Source organism: Tomitella cavernea, from assembly GCF_016599145.1.
GTDB lineage: Bacteria > Actinomycetota > Actinomycetes > Mycobacteriales > Mycobacteriaceae > Tomitella > Tomitella cavernae.
Genome location: NZ_JAENKO010000003.1, coordinates 82,486 through 107,324 on the forward strand (window position 1 = coordinate 82,486; position 24,839 = coordinate 107,324).

Annotated in this window: 21 protein-coding genes; 9 read left to right on the forward strand and 12 right to left on the reverse strand. The window is 70.3% G+C overall.

Annotated elements, in window-relative coordinates:
• Positions 1-129: 129 nt before the first annotated feature.
• Together JJ683_RS02535 and JJ683_RS02540 are read right to left on the reverse strand one after the other, a co-directional pair.
• Entirely contained in the window at positions 130-945 is an 816-nt protein-coding gene (locus JJ683_RS02535; RefSeq protein ID WP_307810643.1) for an HAD family hydrolase, read from the reverse strand.
• Complete coding sequence (locus JJ683_RS02540) at positions 942-1,844, reverse strand: lysophospholipid acyltransferase family protein (RefSeq protein WP_200171088.1); 903 nt, start codon at positions 1,842-1,844, stop codon at positions 942-944. Before JJ683_RS02540 ends, JJ683_RS02535 begins: the two co-directional genes overlap by 4 nt.
• A gap of 183 nt (positions 1,845-2,027) precedes the next feature.
• Here JJ683_RS02540 and JJ683_RS02545 point away from each other — a divergent pair, with 183 nt between their 5' ends.
• Together JJ683_RS02545 and JJ683_RS02550 are read left to right on the forward strand one after the other, a co-directional pair.
• Complete coding sequence (locus JJ683_RS02545; RefSeq protein ID WP_200171089.1) at positions 2,028-3,635, forward strand: Rieske 2Fe-2S domain-containing protein; 1,608 nt, start codon at positions 2,028-2,030, stop codon at positions 3,633-3,635.
• Between the two features lie 802 nt (positions 3,636-4,437).
• The gene (locus JJ683_RS02550) at positions 4,438-4,926 is read left to right on the forward strand and encodes a PaaI family thioesterase (protein WP_200171090.1); all 489 of its coding nucleotides are present in this window, start codon (positions 4,438-4,440) and stop codon (positions 4,924-4,926) included.
• 12 nt (positions 4,927-4,938) lie between these two features.
• Here the strand turns inward: JJ683_RS02550 and JJ683_RS02555 are convergent, their stop codons facing one another.
• Genes JJ683_RS02555 through serS form a run of 3 tightly spaced genes read right to left on the reverse strand, consistent with a single transcriptional unit; the run spans position 4,939 to position 8,269 of the window.
• The gene (locus JJ683_RS02555) at positions 4,939-5,790 is read right to left on the reverse strand and encodes a universal stress protein (RefSeq protein ID WP_200171091.1); all 852 of its coding nucleotides are present in this window, start codon (positions 5,788-5,790) and stop codon (positions 4,939-4,941) included.
• Positions 5,791-5,835: 45 nt separating this feature from the next.
• Complete coding sequence (locus JJ683_RS02560) at positions 5,836-7,032, reverse strand: esterase-like activity of phytase family protein (protein ID WP_200171092.1); 1,197 nt, start codon at positions 7,030-7,032, stop codon at positions 5,836-5,838.
• Positions 7,007-8,269, reverse strand: a complete 1,263-nt coding sequence (gene serS / locus JJ683_RS02565; protein WP_200171093.1) for a serine--tRNA ligase — start codon at positions 8,267-8,269, stop codon at positions 7,007-7,009. The genes JJ683_RS02560 and serS overlap by 26 nt, the downstream gene beginning before the upstream one ends.
• A 123-nt stretch (positions 8,270-8,392) precedes the next feature.
• Between serS and JJ683_RS02570 the strand changes: the two genes are divergently transcribed.
• From JJ683_RS02570 to JJ683_RS02600, 7 genes are all read left to right on the forward strand, one after another.
• Positions 8,393-9,595, forward strand: a complete 1,203-nt coding sequence (locus JJ683_RS02570; RefSeq protein WP_200171094.1) for a septum formation family protein — start codon at positions 8,393-8,395, stop codon at positions 9,593-9,595.
• A gap of 9 nt (positions 9,596-9,604) precedes the next feature.
• Positions 9,605-9,955: a metallopeptidase family protein gene (locus JJ683_RS02575; protein ID WP_200171095.1), complete on the forward strand. Its 351-nt coding sequence runs from the start codon at positions 9,605-9,607 to the stop codon at positions 9,953-9,955.
• A 104-nt stretch (positions 9,956-10,059) separates the two neighbouring features.
• The gene (locus JJ683_RS02580) at positions 10,060-12,138 is read left to right on the forward strand and encodes a PhoX family protein (RefSeq protein WP_242474332.1); all 2,079 of its coding nucleotides are present in this window, start codon (positions 10,060-10,062) and stop codon (positions 12,136-12,138) included.
• Positions 12,139-12,250: 112 nt separating this feature from the next.
• Positions 12,251-12,739, forward strand: coding sequence for a hypothetical protein (locus tag JJ683_RS02585; protein ID WP_200171096.1), 489 nt, complete (start codon positions 12,251-12,253; stop codon positions 12,737-12,739).
• Positions 12,740-12,832: 93 nt separating this feature from the next.
• Positions 12,833-13,669: a class I SAM-dependent methyltransferase gene (locus tag JJ683_RS02590; protein ID WP_200171097.1), complete on the forward strand. Its 837-nt coding sequence runs from the start codon at positions 12,833-12,835 to the stop codon at positions 13,667-13,669.
• A gap of 86 nt (positions 13,670-13,755) precedes the next feature.
• Entirely contained in the window at positions 13,756-14,199 is a 444-nt protein-coding gene (locus JJ683_RS02595) for a hypothetical protein (protein ID WP_200171098.1), read from the forward strand.
• Positions 14,200-14,319: 120 nt separating this feature from the next.
• Positions 14,320-15,327 (forward strand): TIGR03617 family F420-dependent LLM class oxidoreductase, encoded by a 1,008-nt coding sequence (locus tag JJ683_RS02600; RefSeq protein WP_200171099.1) that lies wholly within the window; start codon positions 14,320-14,322, stop codon positions 15,325-15,327.
• A 159-nt stretch (positions 15,328-15,486) separates the two neighbouring features.
• Here JJ683_RS02600 and JJ683_RS02605 read toward each other — a convergent pair whose 3' ends face one another.
• The 7 genes from JJ683_RS02605 to JJ683_RS02635 all read right to left on the reverse strand — a co-directional run bounded on the left by JJ683_RS02605 (position 15,487) and on the right by JJ683_RS02635 (position 24,746).
• Complete coding sequence (locus tag JJ683_RS02605; protein ID WP_242474333.1) at positions 15,487-16,032, reverse strand: gluconokinase; 546 nt, start codon at positions 16,030-16,032, stop codon at positions 15,487-15,489.
• Positions 16,022-17,260: a D-mannonate dehydratase ManD gene (gene manD, locus JJ683_RS02610; protein ID WP_200171100.1), complete on the reverse strand. Its 1,239-nt coding sequence runs from the start codon at positions 17,258-17,260 to the stop codon at positions 16,022-16,024. The genes JJ683_RS02605 and manD overlap by 11 nt, the downstream gene beginning before the upstream one ends.
• Positions 17,261-17,329: 69 nt before the next feature.
• Positions 17,330-19,132, reverse strand: a complete 1,803-nt coding sequence (gene uidA, locus JJ683_RS02615) for a beta-glucuronidase (protein WP_200171101.1) — start codon at positions 19,130-19,132, stop codon at positions 17,330-17,332.
• Positions 19,133-19,182: 50 nt separating this feature from the next.
• Positions 19,183-20,577: a mannitol dehydrogenase family protein gene (locus JJ683_RS02620; RefSeq protein WP_307810644.1), complete on the reverse strand. Its 1,395-nt coding sequence runs from the start codon at positions 20,575-20,577 to the stop codon at positions 19,183-19,185.
• Positions 20,574-22,007, reverse strand: coding sequence for a glucuronate isomerase (gene uxaC / locus JJ683_RS02625; RefSeq protein WP_242474334.1), 1,434 nt, complete (start codon positions 22,005-22,007; stop codon positions 20,574-20,576). Before uxaC ends, JJ683_RS02620 begins: the two co-directional genes overlap by 4 nt.
• Positions 22,008-22,084: 77 nt before the next feature.
• A complete protein-coding gene (locus tag JJ683_RS02630) occupies positions 22,085-23,155 on the reverse strand; it encodes a LacI family DNA-binding transcriptional regulator (protein ID WP_200171102.1) in 1,071 nt (356 codons plus the stop codon).
• 64 nt (positions 23,156-23,219) lie between these two features.
• The gene (locus tag JJ683_RS02635; RefSeq protein WP_200171103.1) at positions 23,220-24,746 is read right to left on the reverse strand and encodes a glycosyl hydrolase family 79 N-terminal domain-containing protein; all 1,527 of its coding nucleotides are present in this window, start codon (positions 24,744-24,746) and stop codon (positions 23,220-23,222) included.
• Between the last annotated feature and the right edge of the window lie 93 nt (positions 24,747-24,839).

Below are 24,839 nucleotides of genomic sequence, written 5' to 3' on the forward strand. Positions count from 1 at the left end.
CGTCGAAGGGGCGATTCCGCGTGCAGCACCACCGAGCAAAGCACACTCGAGTCACAGTTGTCACACGAACATCACACGCCACATAAATCACATGCACGTAGTTCTACCTGCACGAACAAGCGCGGGTCTTCAGCCCCACCAGCGTTCGAGAACCAGCGCGACGCCGCTGTCATTATTTGAGCCGGTGACCTCGTCGGCCACCGCCAGCAGCTCCGGATGCGCGTTCTGCATCGCCACCCCGTGCCGCGCCCACGAAAGCATCGACACGTCGTTGGGCATGTCCCCGAACGCGATCACATCCGACGCCGCCACGTCCATGCCGCCGGTGATGTCCGCCAGCCCCATCGCCTTGGTCACCCCCGGCGCTGCGATCTCGATAAGCCCGTCATCCGTGGAGAACGTCAGGTCCACCCGCCGGCCCAGCACGGGCTCCAGCGCGTCACGCATCACCGCGCTGGGCGTCCCCGGTGCACGGACCAGCAGCTTCACCGCAGGGGCGGCCGCGATCTCCGCATCGGCCACCTCCACGCCGCGCGGATGCTCCCACGCGTGCTCGTAGCGGGGGGTGGTGACGAACTCCATGTGCAACGCAGAACGCGCGCCCGGCTCGATCCGCTCGGCCGCCAGCGCCGCAATCGGCAGTGCGCCGGCCACCGCCTCCGCGACCCACTCCAGCGTGGCGGGCTCGAGCACGTGCGCGGCCAGCACACGGTCGGTGGCACTGTCGAACACCATGGCCCCGTTGGCGCACACTGCAAGGGGCGGATGCTCGAGCTGGTCGGCGATCTGGCGGATCCAGCGCGGCGGGCGGCCGGTGCACAGCACGAAGTGCACGCCGTCCTCCACCGCGCCCGCCACGGCGGCGCGATTGCGGGCACTCACCCGCATCGCATCATCGACCAACGTGCCATCGACATCGCTCGCAATGAGCAGCGGGCGTTTCACCAGACTTCCGGGCCCTTCCTCTTCCTGCGCGCGGCGGTGCGGCGCGCCTTCGCCTCGTGCAGCCGACCCCGCACACCCGCCTCATCTTCCCGCCCCGGCCGCTCGGCGACCACCGCAGGGTCCCCGTCGGCGCCGCGCCCGGTCTGCGCCGCGCGGCGCGCCTTGCGCGCGGCGGTGTCCGCCTCGTCCAGCGCGGTGGCCTCCTCCAGTGAGGGGGCGCCGCCGCCCAGCGACCGCGGCACCCAGTATTCGCCCGCCGGGTACGGGCCGAACTCGGCGGCGTACTCGGTGCGCAGCTCATCGAGGATGCGCGACATCGACGCCTTCACCCGGCCGGTGAGCTCCTCCGGGGTGCCCTCCGGGGCTATATGCGCGCCGGTGCGGATGAGGATCGGCAGATTGGTCCGGCCGAGGTTCTTCGGGTGCCCCTTGGTCCACACGCGCTGCGACCCCCAGATGACCACGGGCACTATCGGCACGCCGGCTTCGAGAGCCATGCGCGCCGCACCCGTCTTGAACTCCTTGAGCTCGAAGCTGCGGCTGATCGTCGCCTCCGGGAACACGCCCACCAGCTCGCCGGCACGAAGGCGCTGCACCGCCTCGGCATAGGAGCCGCCGCCGCTGGCCCGATCCACCGGGATATGCCGCATGCCGCGCATCAGCGGGCCCGACACCTTGTGGTCGAACACCTCCTTCTTCGCCATGAACCGGATGAACCGGTGCACGTCGAAGGCCGCGTAGCCCGCGTAGGTGAAATCCATGTAGCCGGTGTGGTTGATCGTGATCACCGCGCCGCCGTCCGTCGGGATGTTCCGCGATCCGGTGCGGGTGAACCGGAGCCCCTCGAAAGCGAAGACTCCCTTGGCGAGACGGATGACCGAGCCGTAGACAGGTTCCACCCGGCCACCCTATCCGCCGCGCCCGCACCCGAGCCATGCCCCGGCCGGGGGGGCGTCACCGGCCGGGGCCCCCACGTGTCGCACGCGCACCTTCCTACGCGCAGCCCGCCGCCGACGCTGTAACTTCGCATCGCTGCCCGTATCCTTGCGACCGAACAACATCCAACTCGGAGGTACTCCACCGTGCAGGTCACCAGCCTCGGACATGCCGGCTTTCACATCCAGACGGGGGCAGGCTCGATCCTGTGCGACCCGTGGGTGAATCCCGCATACTTCGCATCCTGGTTCCCGTTCCCGGACAACACCGGACTCAACTGGGCCGCGCTGGGCGACTGTGACTACCTCTACGTCTCCCACCTGCACAAAGACCACTTCGACCCGCAGCTGTTGCGCGAGCACGTCAACAAGGACGCCACCGTGCTGCTGCCGGACTACCCGGTGCCGGACCTCAAACGCGAACTCGAGGCGCTGGGCTTCCACAAGTTCTACGAGACCGAGGACTCGGTCAAGCACACGGTCACCGGCCCCAAGGGCGTGCTGGAACTCATGATCATCGCCCTACGCGCGCCCGCGGACGGGCCGCTGGGAGATTCGGCGCTGGTCGTCTCCGACGGCACCACCACCGCGTTCAACATGAACGACGCCCGCCCGGTGGACCTGGACGTGGTGGGCGAGAACTTCGGCCGCATCGACGTGCACATGCTCCAGTACTCGGGCGCCATCTGGTATCCGTGGGTGTACGAGATGTCCGAGCGCACCAAACGCGCCCACGGCGAGCAAAAGAGGCAGCGGCAGATGGACCGCGCCCGCAGCTACGTCGAGACCGTGGGCGCCCTGCACGTGATCCCCTCGGCCGGACCGCCGGTGTTCCTGGACGACGACCTGCGCTTCCTCAACGACGACGCCGGCGACCCGGCCAACATCTTCCCGGACCAGACGGTGTTCCTCGGCGAGCTCGCCAAGCACGGAATCGACGGCGGCATCCTCATGATCCCGGGCACCACCGCGGAGTTCGACCACGACTCGGTGACGGTCACCCACCCGATCCCCGATTCACAGGTGCAGAAGATCTTCACCGACAAGGCCGCCTACATCGAGGACATGGCCACCCGGATGGCCCCGGTGATCGCCGCCGAGAAGGCCGCCTGGGCGCCCTCCGCGGGCGAGTCGCTCTACGAGCCGCTGCGCGAACTGTTCGAGCCCATCATGAAGCAGACCGACCAGATCAGCGAGGGTATCGGCTACCCGGTGGCGCTGCAGATGACCGAGGGCGGCGCGATCGTCGAGACGGTGGTCCTCGACTTCCCTGAGCGCACCGTGCGCCCGCGCAAGGAGGTGGAGCGCCGCTTCCGCTACGGGTTCACCATGGACCGCTCGCTGGTGCGCACCGTGCTGCGCGACGGCGAGCCGGACTGGGTCAACTCGATCTTCCTGTCCATCCGGTTCCGCACCTGGCGCATCGGCGGATACAACGAGTACCTTTACACGTTCTTCAAGTGCCTCACCGACGAGCGCATCGCCTACGCGGACGGCTGGTTCGCCGAGGGCAAGGACGATTCCGACACCATCGACCTCGGCGATTGGCAGATGCAGCGCCGGTGCCCGCACTTGAAAGCCGACCTGTCCAAGTTCGGCGTCATCGAGGGCACCACCCTCACCTGCAACATGCACGGGTGGCAGTGGGACCTGGAAACCGGGCGGTGCAAGACCTCCCGCGGGCACGAGCTTCGGTGCGCGCCGGTCGATGGCGGGCAGGGCGCGGAGGATTCCGCCGCGAGCGGCGCCGATTGAGCCGCGCGTTCGCGGCGAGTCGGAGCATCGGCCAGCCGTCCAGCACAAGGCGATCGCCTTGTTCACCTCGAGGTGATCTCCGGCCCGTCCCAGGGCATGCGCCACCACCCGCTCGGCCTCCGATGCAGTGCGCCGCGCCGCCCGCTCGATGACACGCCGCGCGAGCGACACCCCGCGGCAACCGGCATCGCGGTAGCAGCATTCGAGCAATTCCTCGTAGCGTTCGTCGCTGCGGGAATACTCGTCCACGATCCGTTCGGCCGTTTGCGTGTCCAACATCGGCACCGAACCGAAGATCGCGCGGGCGATGGCCCACCACCGGCGGGTCGAACGCCCACGAACCCGGCCCGGGCAGTTCCTTGCGGGTGACCGCGAACCATCCGGGACTTTGCAGTCGGATGCTCGGCGGCACCGTCACGTGCACCCGTTCCGGTTCGTCGATCAGTCCCCACAGCCAGGCCGCCGAGGCATGGCTGAACGTGGCGTCCGCGCGCCACAGGCTCACCGCCCGGCAACGGTCGACCCCGTGCGGCTCGGCGTCGGCATAAACCCCGCGCATCACCTGCACGTATCGGCCGCTCCGGCATCTGCGGGCGACAGTGCTGCGCGACTCGTGTTCAGTCAGTTGCGCCATCGTCTTGATCCAAGTCGCCCCGCGTGCGCTCCCGTCCTCCCCCCATGCGGCCAGCGTGCCGGAACAGACCGCCGGGCGCATTCGGCCCTGTGGACAACTCTCGGCCGCGATTCGTCGTACGGTACGGGAGACGCTTCGGAGAGTTCCGCCCCGCACAGAGGAGACCTGGTGACCGCTGAGCACTCGCGCACGCATTCGTGGGCCGACCCGGCCGACATCGCCGAGGCCCGCGAGGGGCTGACCGGGTTGGAGTTCATGGAACGGCTGCACTCCGGGGAGATCCCGTACCCGCCGTCGGGCGGCGCGCTGGACTTCCGGATCGCGGCGCTGGCACGCGGGTCCGTGACCTTGGAGGCCGAGCCCGGCGAGTACCAGTACAACGCGGTGGGCACCGTGCACGGGGGCGTGCTCAGCGCGTGGCTGGACTCGGCGATGGGCTATTCGATCCAGTCCACCCTGGAGGCCGGCGAGGGGTTCACCACGCTGGATCTCACGGTCCGGTTCATCCGCGGGGTCACCACGGAGACGGGTCCGGTGCGGGCCGTGGGCAAGGTGGAACACCGCGGCGGGCGCACCGCCACGGCGCGCGGCGAGCTGCGGGACAGCGACGGCGCCCTGCTGGCCTCGGGCACCGCCACCGGCATGATCCTGCGCTGAGAGGCCGGCCCATCAGCGGACCACGAGCACCGGCCCTTGCGCGTGCCCCAGCAGCGCGTGCACCGTGGAGCCGAGCCGCATCGCCCTGAAGCCGCCGCTGCCGCGCGCGCCCACGACCACCGTCTCGGCTGTCGCGGACACGCGGGCCAGCACCTCGGCGGGCGGCCCTTCCAGGAGTTCGGTGGTCGCCTGCACATCGGGGTGCGATGCGGCCACCGAGTCCAGGCACTGCGCGAGGACCCCACGCACGGCATCCGGGTCGTCGCCCGCGCGCGAGTCCGCGTCGAAGTCGGGGCCCGCGACCGCCGCGACGACAAGCGGCAGGTTCCGGCGATGCGCGGCGTCCGCGGCTGCGGACAGCGCCGGGCTGGCCGGGCCGGAGGCGTCGATGCCCACCACGATCCGGCCGCTGTAGTCCGGTTCCCTGTGCGCCGGGGCGTCCACGCGCCGCGGCACCAACAGGACCGGGCAGGCGGCGTGCGCAGGCAGCGCCGCGGCCACCGACCCCAGCAGCCGGCCCATGAACCCGCCGCGCCCCCGCGCGCCCACCACGACCAGCGCCGCGGTGCGCGACTGTTCGAGCAGCACCCCGGAGGCGTCGCCCGAGTGCACCGAGGTGGTCACGTCCGCGCCCGCGTCGCGGGCCTGCTCCGCGGCCTCGGCAAGGATCGCGAAGGCCTCATCGCGGACCACCTTCTCGTATTCGACGGCGACGCTGTGCCGCCGCACGGCCGGTGCGTGGTAGGCCGCCACCAGGTGCAGCGGGGCCTTCCTGCTTGTCGCCTCCGTGATCGCCGCGTCCAAGGCCACCCGCGCATTGTCGGATCCGTCGACCCCTACGACCACTGCACTCTCGTTGCCCATGCGCCCATCTTCCCGGGTGCACGGCCCGTGCGCAGCGGTACGTGCTCAGAAGCCAGTCGGGGATCCCACGCGCACAACATGGAACGTGGTGGATCCGACGCGCCCGAAGTTGTCGTCCTCGACGAGGACCAGCGTGCGGGCACCGTCGGGCAGGTCCGGGCCCAGGGTGATGCCCTCCACGTTGCCCATCAGCCCTTCTGTTTCGAACAGCTTCGTTTTGTGCATGGCCGTCTCGCCGCCGGTCAGCGCGTCGGCGCCCGCGACGTCCGTGGCGCCGTCGGTGGTGGTCAGGTAGATGCTGGTGACGAACCCGCGGGGCAGTGCCAGGCTGCGCTCCACCGTGAGGAAGGCCGCGGGCCCCACCTGTGTCATCGCGGACACGCCGGCGACGGCGGGCCCGATCGCCGTCCCCGTGGTCCGTAGCGGGTCCGCCTCGTAGACGTATTCGCCGGTCACGGCGCCGGTGGCGCGGTCGAGCTGCAGCAGCCGCGACGGACTCGGGGTTTCCGCGGCCGCGGCCGGCCCGTCCTGCACCAGAGCGTTCTCGGTGATCGCGGAGATGGTGCGGCCGTCCGGGGCGAGCGCCAGTCCCTCGAACCCCAGGTTCTCCCGCATGCCGCGCACCTGGTCGCCGTCGGGCCCCGATGCCGGGAGGTAGTACGGGGGCAGCGGGTAGTCGCGCCGCAGTGTCCCGTCGGGTTCCGCGGAGCGGATGAACGGCGTGAGGGCGCCGGTGGCGTCTCCCTCGCTGCCGTAGACGACGCCCCCGTCGGGGGCCCAGCGGATCGATTCGGTGTCGCTGGTGCCCGGGGCGTATGGGCCGTCGGGCCCGGCGAGCGGGATCATCGACAGGAACCGCGGCTGCCCGGGCCGGCCGTCCGGCCCCAGCGGCAGGTCCAGGGTGTAGGCGCGGGTGGGCCCGTGCGCGCCCCGGTCGTCGCTGATCACCACGTACCGCCCGGTGGCCGGGTCATAGTCGATGCCGGACAGCCCGCCGACTGTCGTGCCCTGGAACCGCATCCCCTCGGGCACCGTCACCGAGCCGACCAGCCGCATGCCGTCGTCGGGGGCGGCGGCCTCCGGGGAATCGGGAGCGGGGGCATCGGCGGCGGTGGTATCGGGGCCCGGCTCCGGGGCCTGTCCGCCGCCGCATCCCGCCGTCAGCAGTACGGCGAGCGCGCCCAGCGCGGCGCAGGCGCGCGCGGCCGAGTGCAGGTCAGGACCCCGTCGGGCGCAGCACATCGGTGCCGACGAACGGCTGGAGCGCGGCGGGCACGCGCACGGTGCCGTCGGGCTGCTGGTGGTTCTCGAGGATCGCGACGATCCACCGCGTGGTAGCCAGCGTGCCGTTGAGGGTGGCGGCGATCCGCGGCTTGCCGTCGTCGCCCCGGTACCGCACGCTCAGGCGCCGCGCCTGGAAGGTGGTGCAGTTGGACGTGGAGGTGAGCTCGCGGTAGGCGCCCTGACTGGGGACCCACGCCTCGCAGTCGAACTTGCGGGCCGCGGAACTGCCCAGGTCGCCGCCCGCCACGTCGATCACCCGATAGGGCACCTCGACGGCGGCGAGCATCTCCTTCTCCCACCCCAGCAGGCGCTGGTGCTCGGCGTCGGCCTCCTCGGGGCGGCAATAGCTGAACATCTCCACCTTGTCGAACTGGTGGACGCGGATGATGCCGCGGGTGTCCTTGCCGTAGCTGCCGGCCTCGCGGCGGAAGCACGACGACCAGCCCGCATACCGCTTGGGCCCGGCGGTCAGGTCCAGGATCTCGTCCGAGTGGTAGCCGGCCAGGGGGACCTCCGAGGTGCCGACCAGGTAGAGGTCGTCCTCGTCGAGGTGGTAGATCTCGTCCGAGTGGGCGCCCAGGAAACCGGTGCCCGCCATGATCTCCGGGCGCACCAGCACCGGCGGGATCATCATGGTGAAGCCGTTCGCCACGGCCTTCTGCGCGGCGAGCTGCAGGAGCCCCAACTGCAGCAGCGCGCCCGCGCCGGTGAGGAAGTAGAAGCGCGACCCGGACACCTTGGATCCGCGCTTCATGTCGATCAGTCCCAGCTCCTCGCCCAGGTCCAGGTGGTCCTTGGGCTCGTCGATGGCGGGGGGCTCGCCGATGTGCTCGAGGACGACGAAGTCCTGCTCGCCGCCGGCCGGGGCGCCGTCCTGCACCACGTTGGAGATGGCGCGGTGGGCCTCGTCCAGCGTGGCCTTGGCGGCGGCCTCGTCGGCGCCGGCCTTCTTGACCGCGTCGGACAGCTCCTTGGCGCGTTCCAGCAGCGCAGGGCGCTCCTCCGGCGTGGCCTTGCCGACCGTGCGCCCGTGCGCCTTCTGCTCCGCGCGCAGCTCGTCGGCCGCGGCGATGGCGGACCGGCGCGCGGCATCCGCCTCCAGCAGCGTGTCCACCAGCGCCGGGTCCTCGCCGCGGGTGCGCTGCGACTCTCGCACGGCGTCGGGGTTCTCGCGAAGGAACTTCAGGTCAATCACACCGCATGACCTTACTTGCCGGTCCCGTCGGCCGCCCCGTCGACCGGCGACGATACGCCGCCGCACCCCTGATCGACGGCTACTGTGCGCATTGTCGGCGTGCACCAGGCATCATTGTGGGCGATGTCCATCTTCCGCCGCCGTCGCAGCACCCCCGACGCTGCTGCTCGCGATTCTGCAGCCCTCGATGCCGCTGCCCCGGATGCCGCTGCCCCGGATGCCGCTGCCCCGGAGGTCCCTGCTCCGGATACCCTTGCCCCGGATACCCCTGCCCCGGAGGTCCCCGCGCCGCAGCACCACCCGCACCTGACCGCGCAGAACATGCGGCGCTCCCTGATCCTGGTGGCGCTCGGGTCGCTGGCGGCCGCGGTGATCACGCTGGTGTCCACCGGCAACCTCGACAGCGTCTTCGGCTCGTCGGAGCCCTCGGTGGCGGCGAATGCGGGGGACGCACCCGTCAAGACCGGCTCCGCGGAGGGCCCCGCTTTCAGCGATGCGCGGCCCGGCACCTGCCTGACCTGGCAGGACCAGGAGAACCCGGAGATCACCGAGGTGGACTGCGCCCGGCCGCACCTGTTCGAGGTGGCGCAGCGGGTGGATCTGAGCAACTTCCCCAGCAGCGAGTTCGGGCCGCACGCGCAGGTCACGGACGCGCAGCGATATGCCACGCTGCGCGATTCGGTGTGCGCCCCCGCCGTGGGCCGCTACCTGGACGGGCGGCTGGACCCGTCGGGCCGGTTCACCGTGGGCCTGATCCACCCGGGCGGCAAGGGCTGGTCGCAGGGCGAGCGCACGGTGCTGTGCGGGCTGCAGGAGACAGGGGTGGACGGCGCCTCGTTCCAGCCGATCACCGGCACCGTGGCCGGCCAGGACCAGTCGCGTGTGCATCCGCCCGGCACGTGCCTGGGCATCGAGAACGGGCTGCCGACGGATCCGGTGGACTGCGCCACCGACCACTCTGTGGAGGTGACCGGGCAGGTGGACCTGGCCGCGCAGTTCCCGGGCGACTGGCCCCCGCTGGATAAGCAGGACGAGTTCCTGGGTGAAGCATGCCGCACAATCAGCGAGGACTACCTGGGCGGCGAGGACGCCCTGCACAACACCACGCTCACCGTCTACTGGAGCACGCAGTCGCTGCCCAGCTGGCTGGCGGGCAGCCGCAAGGTGGACTGCACTGTGGGGTTCGGCGCGTCGGAGGGGGCGTACGCGGTGCTCACGGGGTCGGCCAAGAGCGGGTTGATGATCGACGGCAAGGTGCCCGAGCCGAAGCCGCTGCCCCCGCCGGGTCGGGCGGTGGCCCCGCCGCTGCCGTCGGCGGGAGAGTAGGAGCGGGCCGTGCCGATCACCGTGAGCGAGGAGCGTTTCGAGGAGCTGGTCTCGGACGCGCTGGACACCCTGCCGGAGAAGCTGATCGCGGCGGTGGACAACGTGGTCGTGCTGGTGGAGGACCGCAACCCCGACGAGCCGGACATCCTGGGCCTGTACGAAGGCGTGGCACTGACCGAGCGCGACAGTTGGTACGCCGGCTCGCTGCCGGACGCCATCTTCATCTACCGCGCGCCGCTAATGGAGATGTGCGACGACGAGGACGAACTGGTGCACGAGGTGCGGGTGACGGTGATCCACGAGTTCGCCCACCACTTCGGTATCGACGACGAGCAGTTGCACCGGCTCGGCTGGGCCTGAGAATACGACCGCTGAACTTCACCGACCGTTCACGCGGACAATCACGCCGGGAAACCCGTGTACGGGACGGTTGCCTCACCGACACGTGGAGAGGGAGCCGATACATGGTGGAGCGGATCCGGCGATCGTTGCCGATGGCGGGGCTGACGCGGGGCAAACGCAGCCCGGTGACATGCCAGTTCAAGTGCGCGAACGCGTGCACCCGACCGGTGTGCAACGACTCGCCCAACGAGTACTTCCGCGACATCGTCTCGGCCGGGTTCTCGCGGCGCAGTCTGCTCGGAGCGGGGGCCGTGGGGGCGATGGCGGTGACGCTCGCCGCGTGCAGTGCGAGCGGAGCCGCCACGACAGGATCGGCGGGCAGCGCGGCAGGCGGCGCCGGATCCGCAGGCGGGGCCGCCGGAACGGGCGGCCCGCTGGCCTTCTCCCCTATCGCGCCGGTGGACAAGTCCGTCGACGCCTTCACCGTCCCCGGCGGATACGACTGGCGGCCGATCCTGCGCTGGGGCGACCCGCTGTTCACCGACTCCCCCGCGTTCGATCTGCACGCGCAGTCCGCGAAGGCCCAGGCGCTCCAGTTCGGCTACAACAACGACTACCTGGAGATCCTGCGCACCAAGGACGGGCGCAAGGCGTTGCTGTACTGCAATCACGAGTACGTCAACCCGGACCTGATGTTCCCGGAGACCGGCGGCCCGGCGGAGACCGAGCGGCACGGCATCGCGAAGGCGGCGCACGGAGGGTCGGTGGTGGAGCTGGAACGCGCGTCTGCGAGCGAGCCGTGGACGTATGTGCGCGGCGGACGGCTGAACTGGCGGATCACCGCGGACACGGAGTTCGAACTCACCGGTGCCGCCGCGGGTTCGGAGATGATGACGACGGCCGATGATCCGTCCGGGCGCCGGGTGCGCGGGATGGTCGGCAACTGTGCCGGCGGCACCACCCCGTGGGGCACGATCCTGTCCGGCGAGGAGAACTTCGACGGGTACTTCCGCGCGGAGGGCACGAGCACTGGGGAGAAGAGGTACGGCCTCAACGCGGAGGAGACTTCGAACGGTTGGGAGAAGACGGATCGGCGGTTCGACGCCCGCCGGCCCGACTTCCGCAACGAGCCCAACAGGTTCGGCTACATCGTGGAGATCGACCCGAACGATCCGACGTCGACCCCGGTCAAGCACACCGCGCTGGGCCGGATGAAGCACGAGGGGGCGACGGTCGCACTGGCGCGCAACGGCAAGGCGGTGGCCTACATGGGCGACGACGAGCGGTTCGACTATCTCTACAAGTTCGTCTCCAAACGCAAGTACCGGAAGGGCGACCGCGCCCACAACAAGAAGCTGCTCACCGAGGGCGACCTGTACGTGGCGCGTTTCCAGGGAGATTCCGACCCGGCGCAGATCGACGGCAGCGGGGCGCTCCCGTCCGACGGCAGGTTCGACGGCTCGGGCATGTGGCTGCCGCTGATCAAGAACGGCAAGTCCGCGGCGCCGGGCATGTCCGTCGAGCAGGTGCTGGTGTACACACGCCTGGCCGGGGACAAGGTGGGCGCCACCAAGATGGACCGCTGTGAGGACGTCGAGCCCAACCCCGAGACGGGGCGCGTCTACGTCGCCTGCACCAACAACACCAAGCGCGGCACGGACGGCGAGGCCGGCGCCGACGAGGCCAACCCGCGGCACGAGAACCGTGACGGGCACGTCGTGGAGATCGAGGAGGCGGGCGGCGACGCCACGGCGGAGAGGTTCGGGTGGAACCTGCTGCTGGTCTGCGGCGACCCTGCCGACGATGACGCGACCTACTTCGGCGGCTACCCGGCGGACAAGGTCTCGGCGATCTCGTGCCCGGACAACCTCGCTTTCGACCGCTCGGGCAACCTGTGGATCTCCACCGACGGACAGCCGGGCACGATCGGCTGCAACGACGGGCTGTTCCGCGTGGCGCTCGACGGGGACCGACGCGGGTTCGTCGAACAGTTCCTCGCCGTCCCCCGCGAGGCCGAGACCTGCGGGCCCCTCGTCCACGAGGAGGAGGGCAACGTGTTCGTGGCGGTGCAGCACCCGGGCGAGGACGGCTCGTTCGCCGAGCCGCACTCGCTGTTCCCGGACTACGTGAGCGGTACGCCGCAGCCCGGCCAGGCGGCGACGCCGCGGCCGTCGGTGGTGCAGGTGTTCCGCACGGCGTGACGCACCCGCCACGCCACGATCGGGCACCCGACGTTCCGTGCCCCGGACCCTTCCAAAAGGGGGTCGGCCGCCCTAAAATGACCGGTCAACCGGCCCGACGAGAGGAGCAATCATGATGGGACGGCACATGAGAACGCTCGGAACCGCCGTAGCGGCGGGCGGCTGCGCGGCCGTGCTCGCCGTCGGCGGCGCCGGAACCGCGGGCGCGGAACTGAATTCGGATGTGGTGCCGATGGACCAGCCGTGCATCGGGCTGAGTCCCTACATCGTCGACCAGCCGTTCGCGTTCAGCCAGGTCTACGTTCTCCAGGACACCGAGGTACCCGGGCAGGCGAAGATCGATTTCAACCCCAGCAGCCTTTGGTTCTTCGCGGGCGGGTACGCCTCGGACTTCACCATGGACTGGACCAACCTGCAGACAGGCGCGTCCGGAACCGTCCGCGACTCGATGCGCGTGGCCAATCCGGGGTCGAACGCGACGCAGGGGTACGTCATCGACAGCGGTCCGGGCGATGTGGCGCTGACGTTCAACTCCTTCAACCACCACCAGTTGTGGGGTTTCCCGTCGATCACGTGCCACGGGACGATCCGCGTGGACTGATCAGTCTTCTCACCTTTTGAGATTCTCATTCCATAGGTTGGCGGCAACGCCGTAGCGTCGGAGGTGCATCCACGTCCGACGCTAGGAGCACCCGTGTCGCACTCTCAACGCTCCCCCGGCCCGTGCTCCACCGGCGCCGCCGTCTACACGCACGGCCACCACGAGTCGGTGCTGCGCTCGCACACTGTGCGCACCGCCGCGGATTCGGCCGCCTACCTGCTGCCGCACCTACGCAGCGGGATGGCCTTGCTCGACGTGGGCAGCGGGCCGGGCACCATCACCGCGGACCTGGCGGAGGCCGTCGCGCCCGGCCGCGTCACGGCCGTGGAGGCCACCGACCAGGCGATGGCGCTCACCCGCGCGACGTGTGCCGCACGGGGCGTCGACGTGCGGTGCCTCGTGTCGGATGCGCACCGGCTGGAACTTCCCGACGGCGCGTTCGACGTGATCCATGCCCACCAGGTGCTCCAGCACGTCGGCGACCCGGTGCAGGCGCTGCGGGAGATGCGTCGCGTATGTCGGCCCGGTGGCGTCGTCGCCGTACGCGACGCCGACTATGCCGGTTTCACATGGTTCCCCCGGTTGCCCGAGCTCGACCGATGGTTGGAGTTGTACCGCCGGGCGGCGTGGGCGAACGGCGGGGAGCCCGACGCGGGCAGGCGCCTACCAGCCTGGGCGCGTGCCGCCGGGTTCGCCGAGGTCGACACCTCTTCGAGCACATGGTGTTTCGCCGATCCGGAGTCCCGGGCCTGGTGGGGCGGGATGTGGGCGGAACGGATCCTGCGGTCGGCGATCGCGACCCAGCTCGCCGGTGCAGGTTGGGCGACGCGGGCCGAGCTGGAGGAGATTTCCGCGGCCTGGCTGCGCTGGGCGGACGATCCTGACGGGGTGCTCGTCGTCCCGCACGTGGAGGTGCTGGCGCGGAGGTGACGGGCCCTGCCCTACTACACCACTTCGCACTTCTCACCATTGCGCGTGTAGATTCTGCGATCATGCGCAGATATCAAATCCTATTCGTGGCAGGACTTTCCACCACAATCGGCGCATCCGGTTGTTCAAGCCCCGCTGACACGCACGCCCTCTTCGCAACATCTCCTAGTGCGTCCTCACATCTCGCCACTGGTGCACGGCAGGATTCCGGCGCATCAACCCGAGAAGAAGAACTCATCAGGTCCGCCGAGGACCTGGACCATCTGGCAGCGGACGGCGAGGCCGAGGCAGCGTGGGCCTACTATTCGCAACGCTGCAAAGACCTTATCGGCGGTTTGAGTTCCTACCGTGCACTGCTGAACCACATTTTCAAAGATCGGACACCCGAATATGGCGGTGTGACGGTTCGTATCGACGGTTCCTCGGCGCAAGTGGTGACTGTTGATAATTCGCCAACCGCTCCTGCCGGTTCAATGGACCCACGGACATGGACCTACATCGACGGCCGCTGGCAGTTCGATAACTGCTGACAACTTCGCCCCGACAGGCTGAGCGCGGACTCGGCTGTGCCTGTTCAGGTGAATCCCCATCGGCTAGAGTCGCTCCCGGCGGCCGCTCCGTGCCACGGCCCGCAGAAAGGGGCCCGGTTCATGCGCGTGTTCGCCCTGCTCGACGCTGCCACTCCCTCGACTGGCGTCGCCGCCGCGGTGTCCCGCTTCGAGTCGCTGGGCTACGACGGCGTGCACGTGCCCGAGACTGAGCATGATTCACTTCTGATCGCACTGCTCGCGGCCCAGGCGAGCAGCACGCTCACCGTGCGCACGGCGGTGACTGTGGCCTTCCCTCGCAGCCCCATGACGATGGCGCTCGCGGCCCGTGACCTGGCCGAGGCCTCTGCAGGGCGGTTCGAGCTGGGCCTGGGCACGCAGGTGCGCGGCAACATCGTGGGACGATTCGGCATGGACTGGACCGAGCCCCTGGGCCGGATGCGGGACTACGTGGGTGCGGTACGCGCGGCGTGGGACGCGTTCGATGCCGGCGGCGGCATCGATTACCGCTCGGAGCACTACACGCTGACCCGCCTGCAGCCCTACTTCACGCCCGCTCCCATCGGGCATCCGCGGATCCCGATCCACCTGGGCGGGGTGGGCGCCGGGATGTGCCGACTGGCCGGGACCGTTGCCGACGGCCTCATCACCCACCCCACCAGCGCTCTTCCCGTCGTGCTCGAGGAGGCGGCCGATCTGGCCCGGACCGCTGCGGCCGACGCGGGGCGCACGGTGACGATCACCGCGTCGGCCCAGTACATCAGCGGCGGCAACGCCCGCGCCGCTGCCGAGGCGCGGGAAGCGAAGCGCCGCTCGATGGCGTTCCTGTACTCGACGCCCGCCTACCGCGGCACGCTCGAACGGCTTGATCTCGGCGACCGGGCCGAGCGGCTGCAGGCCGAGGCGCGAGCCGGCGACTGGCCGGCGATGGCGGACGTGGTGGACGACACGATGCTCGACGCGCTGGCGCCCCAGGTGCCCTACCGCGAGCTGGCCGCGATGCTGCGCGAACGGTACGGGGGCCTCGCCGACGATCTGGTGGTGGCCCCGCCGGCCGACCCTGCCGAGGACCGGTTCTTCGCGCCGGCGCTGGCCGAGCTGCGAGAGTAGCCGGATCAGGCGAGCACTCCCGTGATCCTCTCGTGCCGCTGCTCCAACAGCGGGCCGACGAGGTGAACCAGCCGGACGCGGTGCTCATCATCCCGTACGTCGAGTTGCCGGCGCGGAGGCGACAGGCGCCCGCCAGTACTCCCGCACGCATGCATCCTGTCAGCCGACCGGGCGTCGCCACACCGCCGGCAATGGCTGCGTGACGTCGACGGTCACGCATCGCTCGTCCCACCCCGGGACCTCCAGATCCGCATATTGGGAGGCGAGTAGCGCCGCGGGCATGAAGTGTCCTTTGCGCGCCGCGATGCGCTCGGCCACCACCTCTTTCGGCGCGGCGGGGTGCACGAACACCACCGTCGGCGCGTGAGCGCGGATCGCATCGCGATAGCGGCGCTTGAGCGCCGAGCACGCGATCACCAACCCCGCCGCACCGGCGTAGGCCAGCTCCTCGCCGACCCGGTCCAGCCACGGCCACCGGTCGTCGTCGCCGAGCGGCCGCCCGACCGCCATCTTCGCTGCGTTCGCCGTCGTGTGGAGGTCGTCGCCGTCGATGAACGGGATGTGGAGGCGTTCGGCCAGCCGTGTTCCGATCGTGGTCTTGCCGCACCCGGACACCCCCATCACGACGACGAGCGGCTCCGTCTCCGCCACCCGTTGCACGGTGGCGGCCAGTCCGGCAACGTCAACGACGTCGTCACCAGTCATGCATCGTGCCGTCCGCGAGCCGGTTGTACGGCAGGTACGCGGTGGCGTACGGGTAGTTTCCGGCCTCGTTCACGTCGAGGTCGACCCCGAGCCCCGGCGCGTCGCCCGGGTGCAGGTATCCGTCGGTGAACCGCATCGACTGTCGGAAGACGCTGTTGGTCTTCTCCCCGTGCTCCATGTACTCCTGCAGGCCGAAGTTGTGGATCGCCATGCCCACGTGGAGCTGCGCGGCGAACCCGACCGGCGAGATGTCGGTGGGGCCGTGGAATCCCGACTTGATCTGGTACATCGCCGCGAAGTCGGCGAGCTTCTTCAGCGGCGTGATCCCGCCGAAGTGGGTCGACGCGGCGCGCACGTAGTCGATGAGTTGCTCGGTGATGAGCGTCTGGAAATCCCATGCCGCGTTGAACACTTCGCCGATGGCCAGCGGCGTGGTGGTGTGCCGGCGCACCAGCCGCAGCGCCTCCTGGTTCTCCGCCGGGGTGCAGTCCTCCAGCCACACGAGGTCATAGGGCTCCAGGGACTTGCCGAGCCGCGCCGCCTGCAGTGGCGTCATCCGGTGGTGCGCATCGTGCAGCAGGGGCAGCTCGGGTCCGAACTCGCCCCGCACCGCCTCGAACACGTCGGGCACGTGCCGCAGGTAGGCGCGGGTGTCCCAGTCCTCCTGCATCGGCAGGGCGCCGCGCTGGGCGGGTTCGTGGTCGTAGCGCACGCCCTCGTTGCCGGGCAGGCCGTGGTTGGAGGCGATGCCGTAGATCGATTCCAGCCCGGGCACCCCGGTCTGCACGCGGATGGATCGGTAACCGCTCTCCTGGTGGGACCGGATCGAGTCGAACAGCTCGGGGATCTCCTTGCCGGAGGCGTGCCCGTACGCCATCAGCCCGCGGCGGGACGCGCCGCCGAGCAGCTGATACACCGGCATCCCCGCCGTCTTGCCCTTGATGTCCCACAGCGCCATGTCCACCGCCGCGATCGACGCCATGGTCACGGGCCCGCGGCGCCAGTAACCGCCGCGGTAGAGGAACTGCCAGGTGTCCTCGATGTTCGCCGGGTCGCGGCCGATCAGCAACGGCACCACGTGCTCGTCGAGGTAGGCCACGCAGGCGAGTTCGCGGCCGTTGAGCGTAGCGTCGCCCAGGCCGGTGACGCCGTCGTCGGTGGTGAGCTTGAGGGTGACGAAGTTCCGATCCGGGCTGGTGACGATCACCTCGGCCTTGTCGATCTTCATGGAATCTCCTGGGTGAGGGGAGGAATCGGGGCGGGTCGGGCGGTGCAGGTCAGGCGGGACGGGTCGGCGTCAGGCGGTGCCGCCGGTCCACCGCCGGCGCAGCGCGTGCGCGGCGGCCTTGGGCTTGCGATCGCGGGTGAACACGCCCTTCTTGTTGCCGTCCACTCGGATGATCCCGGCCGAGGTCTGGAAGTCGGCGAAATTCCACACGTGCTCGCCGATCATGGCGGGGATGCGATCGTGCACACGGTGGAACATGTCCAGCAGCGCCACCTGGTACTCCTCGGTCCACGGGGTGTCCCACACCGAGTGCATCCCCTGCATGGTGTCCGCCCCGTACTCGGTCATGATCATCGGCTTGCCATACATCTCCTGCCACTGCGACAGTTCCTGTTCCAGGCCGGCTTCCGCGCTGACGAGGTCGCCGGTGTCGACGTACCAGCCGTAGTAGCGGTTGAGGCAGAGGACGTCGAACAGGTCGCAGATCTTGTCCTGGCCAGCCACCGCGAGCATCATGTTCACGAAGGTCACCGGACGGGTCGGGTCGAGCTCCCGGGTGAGCTCCACGAGCGGTTCGAAGTACTCCCGGGAGCCGTCCTCGTGCGATCCGGGCTCGTTGGCGACGGACCACATCACCACCGAAGGGTGGTTCTTGTCGCGGGCGACGAGTTCCCGGATGTGCTCCTTGTGCACTGCTTGGGTCTCGTCGTTGATGTACTCGGGACTGAAGGTCCGCTTCGCCTCCGTGCCGAACAGCCCGCTGGCCACGCCGAGGTTGAGCCCCACGGCGGCGACCTCGTCGATCACGACGATGCCGTGCCGGTCGGCGAAGTCCATCACCTCCTCCGCGTACGGGTAGTGGGAGGTGCGGAACGAGTTGGCGCCCATCCACCCCATCAGCTGGAAGTCGTGGACCAGGTAGGCGTTGTCGTGCCCCTTGCCGCGCACCGGGGTGTCCTCGTGACGGCCGAACCCGGTGAAGCGGAAGGGTTCCCCGTTGATGAGGAACTCCGCGCCGCGCACCTCCACGGTGCGCACGCCCACGGGCAGCGTGTACTCGTCAGCGAGGCGACCGCCGTCGAGGGCCTCGATCGTCAGCTCGTACAGGTACGCCGCACCCGGCTGCCACAGCGTCACGTCATCGATCGTCAACCGCGCGTGCGCGCCGTCCGCGCGGGCGACGACCTCCCTGTCCGCGTCGCGCAGAGTGAGCCGGACGTCTCCGCCGTCGCCGCTGAGTGTCGTTGCGACGTCGACGGATCCGGTGGCGCCGGCCCCGTTCGTGCCGGAATAGCCGGTGGTGACGGTGACGTCGGAGACGTGCAGCGCCGGTCGAGCGGCCAGCCACACCGACCGCGCCAGGCCCGCGTAGTTGTAGAAGTCGTGGTAGTACTTCTGCTTCCTGCGGCCCCGGGCGTCGACGGTGACCTCCCCCGGCGGGATCGTCACGTTCGACAGTTCGTTGTTCACCGCGATCGTCAGCCGGAACTCCGCGCCGGGCTCCACGTGCGTGCTGATGTCCGCCTCGAACGGCGTGTAGCCGCCGGTGTCATGGTGGGCCACGCGGACGTCGTCGACGTAAACGATGCCCTCGTGGGTGGCCGAGTCGACGCGGACGATGATCTGCTGCCCGTCCCAGCCCCGCGGCACCCGGACGGTGCGCTGGTACCACACCCAGCCGACGTGGTCGCGGATGCGAGGGTCCACGAACAGGTCGTTGTAGCTGGCGGGCACGGGCGCCTCCAGCGTGGACGGCAGCAGCTGCGACTGCCACTGTTCGTCGAAGCCGACCCGCTCGGAGTCGACGGCGAACGACCACAGCCCGTCGAGGTTCACGAGCTCACGGGTGGCACTGTTCTGCGGTTTCAGCATGGTTCAACTCCAGGTGTGGTGATCGTCGGGTCGGTGGTCGTCGTCGGTCGTCAGGCCTGCCGCCCGCCCAGCTCGGCGGCGCGCCGGCGGATACGGTCGACGAACGTCGCGTCGGCGGCGAGCTCCGCGTCGAGCAGCGCGATCAGTGCGGTGACGGGGTCGTCCGCGTGGGCGGCGCTTCGCACGGCCTCCGCGTGGGCGTCGGCCGGCAGCCGGTTACGCGTAGCGAGCACCGTCCAGGCGGCCAGGGGCACAACGCATCCGCGCGCGCTGCGCCCGGCGGCCCGTTCCTGCCGCGCGACGGGGATGATGCGCACGGCGAGTTTGCTCACGCCCTCCATCCCGATCTGGTGCAGGTGGTGGGCGATGCGCGGGTTGGCGAAGCGCGTGATCAGGGCGGTGCAGTAGTCCTCGGCCCGGAGCATCGCCGGCATTCCGCGGCGCGCCTCGGCCCAGAGCCCCTCGACGGCGTCCCGGCAGCCGCTGTCCGCGACGGCCTCGGCGACGGTGCCGTGGCCGCGAAGGATCCCGAGATACGCGAGCAGGCTGTGCGCGCCGTTGAGCAGCCATAGCTTGCGCTGCTCGAAGGGAGCGATGTCGGCGACGATCCGCGCGCCGGCGCTCTCCCAATCCGGGCGGCCGGCGGGGAACTCGCCGCTGAGGACCCAATCGGTGAACGGCTCGGCCACCACGGGGGCGGCGTCGGCGTAGCCGGTCAGTGCCACCGCGGCGGCGCGGTCGGCGTCGGTGGCACGCGGGGTGATGCGGTCGACGGAGGTCGACACGAACGCGACGTTCTCCGTCATCCAGTGTGCCAGCGCCGGATCCACCTCGTCGGCGAGGCACGTAAGCGCGCGGTGCACGAGGGCGCCGTTCGCGGGGATGTTGTCGCAAGGCACGACGGCGATCGGTCCCGCCCCGCCGCGTCGCCGCGCCTCCAGCCCTGCGAGCAGCCGTCCCGGCGCCGTGGTCGGCGCGGCCGACGCGGGCCCCGCGGACAGTCGGCGGAGGTCGGCGGCCACCGCCGGATCGTCGAGGTCGATCTCGCCGTCCGGCCGCAGGTGGTACCCGGGCTCGGTCACCGTCAGGGTCACGACCGCGGTCGCGGGTGCGGAAACGTGCACGCGGAACGCCGCCATGTTCGCGCCGTCGAGCGCCCTGCTGATGCTCGGCACGATGACGGCGCGGTCCTCGTCGTCGCCCCGCTCGATCAGGGTGTAGAGGCCGTCCTGGGCGGACAGTTCCGCGGCAGCCTGCGGCGACCGGCCGGTGAAGGCCGCGATGCCCCATGCGGCGGCGTCGCTGCTGCGGTCCGTGTACCAGGCCTGGTGTGCACGATGGAAAGCGCCGAGGCCCATGTGCACGATGCGCACGGGCGGCGCCGGCGCGGCCACCGCGGCGCGGGTGAGCGGCGGTGCCACAGCGGGTGCTCCGGTGGGCGTCACAGCTTGAACACCTTCCGCGGCTGGGCGTCCACAAGGTCGTCGATGATCCGGTGGGCGGAGGCCTCGTCGAGCCGTCCCTCGGCGACGAGCCGGGCCAGGTAGGCCGCGTCGAGCCGCCGCGACATGTCGTGCCGCGCGGGGATCGAGAGGAAGGCCCGGGTGTCGTCGATGAACCCGGAGCTCCGGTAGAAGCCGGCGGTCTCGGTGGTGGCGGCGCGGAATCGGCCGACGGCGTCGGGCGCGTCGAGGAACCACCAGGGGGCGCCGATGTAGACGCTGGGGTAGAAGCCGGCGAGCGGTGCGATCTCCCGCGAGTACACGGTCTCGTCGACGGTGAACAGCACCAAGTGGAAGTCGGGGGCGGTGCCGAACCGGCGCAGCAGCGGCTGCATCGACTGCACGTATTCGGTGCGCACGGGGATGTCGTGCCCCGTGTCCGGCCCATAGACCTGGAAGGTGTCGGTGCTGTGGTTGCGGTGCACGCCCGGGTGGACGGTCATCACCAGCCCGTCGTCGACGCTCATCCGCGCCATCTCGAACAGCATGTGACCGGCGAACAGGCGCGCATCCGCGGCGGTACCGTCGCCGCGCAGCAGCGTGGTGAACAGCGCGGCCGCGTCGTCATGGTCCATCTCGACGGTGAGCGGCTCGCGCACGCCGTGGTCCGCGGACACGGCGCCGTGGTCGAGGAAGTACCGCCGGCGCTCCCGCAGCGCGGCGAGGTAGCCGTCGTAGCTGGATTCGGGCGTGCCGTGCCGCTCGGCCAGGCGCGCGACCCGCTCGTGCCAGCCCGGAGTCGACGGGTCTAGGTAGGCGTCGGGGCGGAAGGTGGGGACGACGCGGCCGCGGAATCCGGGATCGGCGGCGAGATCCCGGTGCGCGGCCAGGTCGTCGAGCGGGTCGTCGGTGGTGGCGAGCAGCGCGATGTCGAACCGATCGAACAGCGCGCGCGGGCGGAAGGCGTCGGTGGCGAGGTGCGTGTTTAGTCGGTCGAAGAGCGCGTCGGCGTTCACTGCGTTCGGCTGTTCGGTGATGCCGAACTCCGTCACGAACACGTCCCGCAGCCAGTAGGCGGAGGCCGTGCCGGCGAAGTGCCGCCAGTGCGAGCAGAACCGGCGCCACGCCTCCCGCGGCGGGGCGGCGGGGCGCGAGCCGTCGAGGGCGGGCACGCCGACCTCGTCGAGGGCGAAGCCGGACGCGTGCAGGAGGCGGGTGACGTAGTGATCGTGCCGCAGGAACAGCTCGGTCGCGTCCGCGAACGGCTTGTCGTCCCGCAGGAGCGCGGCGGGCACGTGGCCGTGCGGCGAGAGGATGGGCCGCTGCGCGACCGCGCCGTAGAGCTCGCGCGCGATCCGGCGCGTGGCCGGATCGACGGGGAGGAGCCGGTCGGGATCCAGCTGCCATGTCGGCGTCGTCGCGTCGGTGACCAATGGCCTTCCTTACTTTGTCAATCGATTGCCAAACTGTAATGACGGCGTCGGGGCACCGCCTGTCGCTATCCGGCCCGTCAGGTGCCGGGCGCCGGCCCCGTCGAGCCCCGCACCGTGAGGCGCGTCGTGAGATCCGCCCCGGTCACCCCGCTTGTCCCCTCCGCGGCGCCCGGGCCCGTCGGCACGCCGGGCGCGTCGCCGATGAGCGTGAGCACTTCGCCGATGGCCAGCTCGCCGATGCGCTCGTACGGTATCGAGACGGTCGTGAGCTTGGGCGAGGTGAAGTCGGAACCGAAGATGTCGTCGAAGCCGACGATGCTCACATCGCCGGGGACGTCCATGCCGCCCTCCTGCGCCTGCTGCATGAGGCCGATCGCCATGAGGTCGTTGTAGGCGATCGCCGCCGTCACGCCCGCCGCGCGCACCCGCGTGAGCGCGGCGCGGCCGCCGTCGACCGTCGGCGGGTTCGGCCCGATCTCGACGACGTTCATGCCCAGCGCGACCGCCCTGTCGAGGATGAGCTCCCACCGGGCCCGGCTCATCCACGACCGTGCCGGGCCGGACAGGTACGCCACCGACCGGTGCCCCGCGTCGCGCAGGTGCTCGAGCGCCTCGCCCACCCCGGATTGCAGGTCGGGCACCACCGCCGGGATCGCCTCGACGCGGCGGTTGATCACCACAAGCGGTTTGCCCCCGGCGATGCGGCGGATCTCGTCGTCGGTCATGCGCGTGGTCACCAGCACCAGCCCGTCGACGGACGGCGCCACCCGGCCCGCCGCCTGCAGCTCGCGCTCCCCCGACTCCTGCGATTCGGCCAGCACCAGGGTGTATCCGCTGCGGCTCGCCGACTGCTCCGCACCGCGCATCAGGTCGAAGAACATCGGGTTGGTGAGGTCGGCGACCAGCAGGCCCAGCGTGCGGGTGCGCCCCGTCGGCAGCGCGCGCGCCATCGGGTTGACGCGGTAGTTCAGCTGCGCGGCGGCGTCGCGGATCTTCTTCTCGGTGCGTGCGCTGATGCGGCCGGGCTTCGTCAGCGCGCGCGATACGGTGGACGGGTTCACTCCGGCGAGATCGGCGATATCGTAAATCGTCGCCGCCGGGCGCGCCGCCACCGTTCCAGGCGCGGCGGTGCTGTCGTCCTCGCTCATACGGGGAATTGTAGACCTGCCCATCCCTGTTGGCAACCGATTGCCACTCTTTCTTCACGGGCCGTCACTCGCATGCCGGATTGGCCGCATCGGGTTTCGCGAGGAACGTGATCGAGGCGGGGGCCAGCACCAGATCGCCCGCGTCGACGGGCTCGCCGGCCAGCTCCGGCATGGTGTCGTCGGCATCGAGCTCGAGGTGCCGCCCGTTGAGCCGAACACGGACGGAATCGAGCCGGTCCGCATCCAGCGTGTACCGCAGGGCATCGGCCGGAACAGCGAAGGTGCGGGACTGCTCACGATCGGTATTGAGGACGACAAGCGACACCCCGCCTGAAGCGTCGCGGTGGCTGTGCGCGTACACCCGGACGCCGTCGACGCCGCTGTCGCCCGGATCCAGCACGATCCGCCCCATCAGACGCCGCCACAGCACGGCGGCCCAATAGTTGGGGCGCGGGGTGAAATCGTCCTCGTCAAGTAGGGCGTAGTCGCTGGATTCCAGGGTGTTGTGCATGACCACCTGCACACCCTCCTGCGCCAGCCGGCCCAATTGGTCGACATAGCGGAACGTGTCCAGGAAGGTCCCCGCCCAGGGGTTCCCGCCGCACGCGCTCTCCGCGACCTCGGTGAGCCACAGCGGCTTGCCCGGTTCGTACTCGTCCCGCAGTCCGCTGTAGAACGTGCAGCTCGCGTGCGTGCGGTCCAGCCATGCCTCGGAGGTCGCGGCGTCCGGGGTGGTCTGCGGAAGCCCCATCGCCGCGCCACGCTGTGACCCGGCCCCGTAGTGGTGGTAGGAGAACGCGTCGACACCCGGACCCGTCGCCGCGAGCATGTCGGAAGTCCGGAGCATCCCGGCGGATGGGAAGAGCTCGACGAACGCCTCGGAACCGTCGCCCCACTCCTCCGGGGAGTCGCCGACCGCACCCGAGCCCGGCCCGAGGACGACCATCTCCGGGGCGACACGCTCGGCGAAGGCGGCGAAGGCCCGGAATTCCCGCCCGTAGTCGTCGGCGCTGTACCCCGCCGGAGCTCCCCCGAGAGGAGCGACGTTGGGTTCGTTCATGAACTCCGCCGCCGCCACTCTCCCGCCGACCTCGCGCGTGAAGTCCAGCCATCTCTCCGCCAGCTCGGGCGTCCACCGGCCGGAGCCGTCGCGGGTCCCCCTGCTGATGGCGAACGACGTGACGATCTTCGCGTCCACGGCGTCCGCGAAGTCGAGGACTCCGCGCCACTGGTCGCGGGTCAGTACGCCCTTGAACCCCTCGGGGGCCTCCGCCGGCGGGGTGTCCGTGTCGGCGAAGTAGGTGGAGTTGGCCCACGTGCCGCTCACCCGGACGTAGGACGGCCCGAGCGCGGCGGCGAGCTTCCGCAACCGCGGCGCGGACAGGTCCCGCGGCGGCCGGTACTGGAACATGCCTGGGTCGACGCCGGCCGTCCCCTCGGCGTCCGGCGTCTCCGTGGACGCTCCCGGTGCGGGACGTACCGCCTCGTAGGGCTTCCAGAAATTGCCTCCGGTCACTGCGACCATCTCGATGTTGTACGACTGGAAGCGCTCATCCACCGAACAGGTGCGCGCCAAACGCTGCAGATCCACTTCTCCCGCTTTCCCTACGACGTGATTCCGTAAAACTCGACTACGGCCGATTCACAAAGCTGCGCGACCACCGAACCGGCCGCGCGTTCATCG